Source organism: Micromonospora sp. D75 (assembly GCF_018070405.1).
Lineage (GTDB): Bacteria > Actinomycetota > Actinomycetes > Mycobacteriales > Micromonosporaceae > Micromonospora > Micromonospora chalcea.
In genome coordinates this window covers 1-4,091 of the sequence record NZ_JAGPXV010000547.1, presented here as the reverse complement: position 1 = coordinate 4,091, position 4,091 = coordinate 1, and the positions used below count along the sequence as shown (strand labels likewise).

At 73.9% G+C, this 4,091-nt stretch carries 5 protein-coding genes; 1 reads left to right on the top strand and 4 read right to left on the bottom strand.

Features of this window, described 5'->3' with window-relative positions; translation table 11 throughout:
* The 3 genes from KBX39_RS25110 to KBX39_RS25100 all read right to left on the bottom strand — a co-directional run.
* A partial coding sequence (locus KBX39_RS25110) for a UbiA family prenyltransferase (RefSeq protein WP_210872824.1) occupies positions 1-557 on the bottom strand: 557 nt, incomplete at its 3' end.
* The gene (locus tag KBX39_RS25105; protein WP_069088422.1) at positions 554-1,573 is read right to left on the bottom strand and encodes a polyprenyl synthetase family protein; all 1,020 of its coding nucleotides are present in this window, start codon (positions 1,571-1,573) and stop codon (positions 554-556) included. The genes KBX39_RS25110 and KBX39_RS25105, both read right to left, overlap by 4 nt.
* Positions 1,574-1,817: 244 nt before the next feature.
* On the bottom strand, positions 1,818-2,843 hold the full coding sequence (locus KBX39_RS25100) for a methyltransferase (protein WP_210872822.1): 1,026 nt from the start codon (positions 2,841-2,843) through the stop codon (positions 1,818-1,820).
* A gap of 161 nt (positions 2,844-3,004) precedes the next feature.
* Between KBX39_RS25100 and KBX39_RS25095 the strand changes: the two genes are divergently transcribed.
* Positions 3,005-3,868, top strand: coding sequence for a TauD/TfdA family dioxygenase (locus KBX39_RS25095; RefSeq protein WP_113972974.1), 864 nt, complete (start codon positions 3,005-3,007; stop codon positions 3,866-3,868).
* A gap of 7 nt (positions 3,869-3,875) precedes the next feature.
* Here KBX39_RS25095 and KBX39_RS25090 read toward each other — a convergent pair.
* Positions 3,876-4,091 (bottom strand): cytochrome P450 (locus KBX39_RS25090; protein ID WP_210872820.1); only part of this gene is annotated, 216 nt, incomplete at its 5' end.

Genomic DNA, 4,091 nt, shown 5'->3' with positions numbered 1-4,091 from the left:
ACCAGGTTGGACATCGCGTCGTGCGACCAGAACGCGACGACGAGCGCGAGCAGCACCGGCGTCGCCGAGGCGCGGTCCGGGGCGAGGCCGGCGGCGAGCGCGCCGTAGACGAGCGCGACCGCGCCGAGCGCGCCCCGGACCAGGTTTCCGGCGATGCCGCGGGCCTTGAACCACCTGCTGTACGCGACGATGCCGCACCCGGCCAGCAGCGCCGCCGCGGTGGTGCCCCACCCGCCCAGCACGGCCAGGACGCCGAGCAGCGTGAAACAGGCCCAGCCGCACCAGAGCGCGGTGCCCGCGCCGAGGCGCCGGGAGGGGATCGGCCGGTGCGGTTTGCTGCCGGCGTCCAGGTGCCTGTCGAAGTAGTCGCCGAGATAGTGGCCGCCGAGCCAGCCGGCGGTCGGCGCGGCCCAGGCCGACAGCAGCACCCACGGATGGTGCGGGCCGCCGGCCACGGCGGCGCCGGCCAGGCCGACCAGCCCCACGTACCAGAGGGTGTAGGGCCGCCAGGTCTCGACGTGGGCCCGCAGTGCCCGCACGGCGGCGGCCGTGCTCACGCCGTCCCGCTCGTCATCCAGGCCGCGATGCCGGTGAGCACGTCCGCGCCCGCGGACGGGGTGAGCACGGCCAGCTCGGCGCGGGCCCGCTCGGCGTGCCCCACCATCCGCTGGCGGGCGCCGTCGACCGCGCCGACGTCGCGCAGCAGCGCGGCGACCCACTCGACGTCGCCGGGACCGGCGCCGCGCCGGTGCAGCACCGCCAGCAGCTCCACCCGGGTCGCGTCGGTGACCGCGTCGTACGCCAGCAGCAGCGGCAGGGTGGGGCGGCCGTTGTTGAGGTCGCTGGACGCCGGTTTGCCGGTCTGTTCCGGGGTGGCCAGATAGGACAGCAGGTCGTCGCGGATCTGGAAGGCCATCCCGAGGTGCTCGCCGTACCGGGCCAGCGCGGCGGCAACCGGCTGGTCCGCGCCGCCGAGCAGCGCGCCGATCTCGCACACGGCGCGGAACAGCGCGCCGGTCTTGAGCCGGATCATCTCCGGATACCAGCGGGCGCCCGCGTCCAGGTCGCCGACGAGCCGCGCCTCCAGCGCCTGCCCGCGGCACAGGTCCTGTCCCGCCTCGGCCAGCGCGGCCACCGCGGCGACGACCGGGCCGGCGGGGGTGTCCGGACCGCCCTCCACGACGGCCCGGAAGGCGTGGAAGATCAGGTGGTCGCCGGCCACGATGGCGCCGGGGATGCCGTACGCCACCGGGACCGCGGGGCGGCCGCGGCGCAGCGTGTCGGCGTCGATGATGTCGTCGTGCACGAGCGTCGCGACGTGCAGGTACTCGGTGGCGAGCGCGGCGGCGAGCGCGTCGCGGGGAGATCCGCCGACCGCCTCGGCCGCGTGCAGCGTCATCATCGGGCGCAGCATCTTGCCCGCCGGCAGCAGCGCGTAGCGCACTATCGCGTCGAGCTGGTCGGGTGTCTCGGGCCACCGCCGTCCGAGTTCGGCGCGCAGCAGCCGTCCCGATTCGCTGCGGGCGAGGTCGTCGATGAAGGGCGGATATCGCGTGGAGCCAGCAACCGTCATGACGCGTCGACCCTTTCGCGAGGGATCGGCTAGTCGCCACGCGAGACGTTACCGGCCGCCCTCCCCGCGAACAACCATTGATAAATGCGAGCAGATATGGGTGGCGGCAAATGTCGTGACCGCATTTCTCAGCACATTGACCGATGCCCAGAGAAAACCGCCCTTCCACCCAGGGCCGCCATGTCGATGCATATACGTCAATGATCGGGCGCACGGGACGGCACCGGACAGGTGCGACGCGCCCTCAGGCGCCGGCGGCGAACTCCATGAGCGTGAGCCCGTCGGCGCCGTGGTACGTGCGCCGGGGCGACAGGCCCGCGGCGGCGGCCAGCGCGGCGAACTCGGGCAACCCGCGTTCCCGGCCGCCGACGAGCACCAGCATCCGCAGGTCGTACGCGGACAGGTGCGGCACGTGCGGCACCGTCGGCAGCACCTCGATGACGAGCACCCGGCCGGCCGCTCCGGCCGCCTCGGCGCAGCGCCGCAGGATCGCCGTGGCGTGGGCGTCGCTCCAGTCGGTGAGCGCGCGCGAGATCACGTACACGTCGGCGCCGGGCGGCAGCGGGGCGAAGAAGTCCCCGACCACGGTCTCGACCCGGTCGGCGAGGCCGCACTCGGCGAACGTCGCGGCGGCGGTGGCCACCGGCTCGGGGCGGTCGACGAGCGTGCCCCGCAGGTGCGGATGGGCGCCCAGCACCTCCCGCAGCAGCCCGCCCGCGCCCCCGGCCACGTCGACCACGTGGCCCGCCTCGCGCCAGGGGTAGAGCGCCGCGACCTCCGGCGCGGTGAACCGCTGCTGGCTGAGCATCAGCGCGTCGAAGTAGGCCCGGTGGTCCGGGTGCGCGTCCAGGTCGGCCCAGAAGTCCCGCCCGTGCACCTCGCGGTAGCCGGGCCCGCCGGTGCGGATCGCGTGCGGCAGACCGGCCCAGGCCAGGTCCATCCGCGCGCCGAGGCCGCCGAGGTCCAGATAGGCGCCGAGGCCACCGCCCTCGCGGTCGCAGAGCAGCTCGCCGACGTCGGTCAGGCCGAAGACGTCCGGCGACACCTCGACGAATACGCCCCGGTGCGCGAGGTAGCGCAGCAGGCGGCCCAGCGCGGCGGCGTCGGCCCCGGCGGCGCCGGCCAGCTCGGCCAGGCCGGTGACACCGTCGGCGATCAGGTCCGGCACGCGCAGGGTCACCGCCGTACGGACCGCGAACGGGGTGGCCAGGTCGGTGAGCCGGTCGAGCCGCTCCGCCGCGTCACCCTCGATCGGGGCATCGATCGCCACCCGCGCCTCCTCCACGTCGCGGGCCGGCCTCGCCGCCCCCGCCGGCACCGAATGGTTCCAGGCGTACGCCGGGTGAGTCAACGACGACGGCTGGTGAGGACATTCACGGACGTGGAACAATTCGCGGACCAGCCGTGGCGCGCAGACCGGAGGGATCATCGATGACCACATCCATCGCGGCCGAGGTCCGGCTCGTCTCCGGCGCGCTGGGCGCCGAGGTTCACGGCATCGACCTCAACACGCTCACCGACGAGGGCTTCGCGCTGATCCACGACCTGCTGCTCAAGCACCAGGTGGTCTTCCTCGCCGGCCAGACCGGGCTGACGCCGGCCGCGCACGTGGCGTTCGGCCGCCGCTTCGGCGAGGTCGAGCTGCACCCCTATCTGCCACGGCTGGACGGGCACCCGGAGATCGTCGTCATCGACTCCGCCGACGGCGGCAAGGTCGACGTCTGGCACACCGACATGACGTTCCACCAGAGCCCGCCGATCGCCTCGATCCTGCACCTGGTCCAGCTGCCCGAGGTCGGCGGCGACACCATGTGGACCAACCAGTGCCGGGTCTACGAGGCGCTCTCCGCGCCGATGCGTGACCTGCTCGACGGGCTGACCGCCATCCACGTCATCCGGATCGGCACCGAGTTCACCAGCCGGGCCGAACACCCGGTGGTCCGGGTGCACCCGGAGACCGGGCGTCGATCGCTGTACGTCAACCGGCTGTTCACCTCGCACATCCCGCAGCTGACCCGCAACGAGAGCGACGCGCTGCTGGAGCACCTGTTCGCCTTCTCCGAGAGTCCCCAGTTCACCTGCCGCTACCGCTGGCGGACCGGGGACGTCGCGGTCTGGGACAACCGGGTCACCCAGCACTACGCGGTGAACGACTACGAGGGACTGCGCCGCGGGCAGCGGATCACCGTGCTCGGCGACCACCCGACCGGGAACCCGCCGCGCTGGGAGCACTACGCGCCCGCGCCCGGCGAGCGCTACTGGCCGGGCCGGGTCAACGCGGTGGAGAGCTACTGACCGCCGCTCACCAGGTCACCGGGAACGAGGCGATGCCGCCGTTCATCCGGTCGTGCCGCCACGGGATCTCGGCCGGCGGCACCGCCGGCGCGAGCGCCGGCATCCGGGTCAGCAGCGCGCCCAGCGACAGCTCCACCTGCATCCGGCCCAGCGCCGTACCGAGGCAGAAGTGCGGCCCGAAGCCGAAGGTCAGGTGCGGGGCGTCGGGCCTGCGGTCGATGTC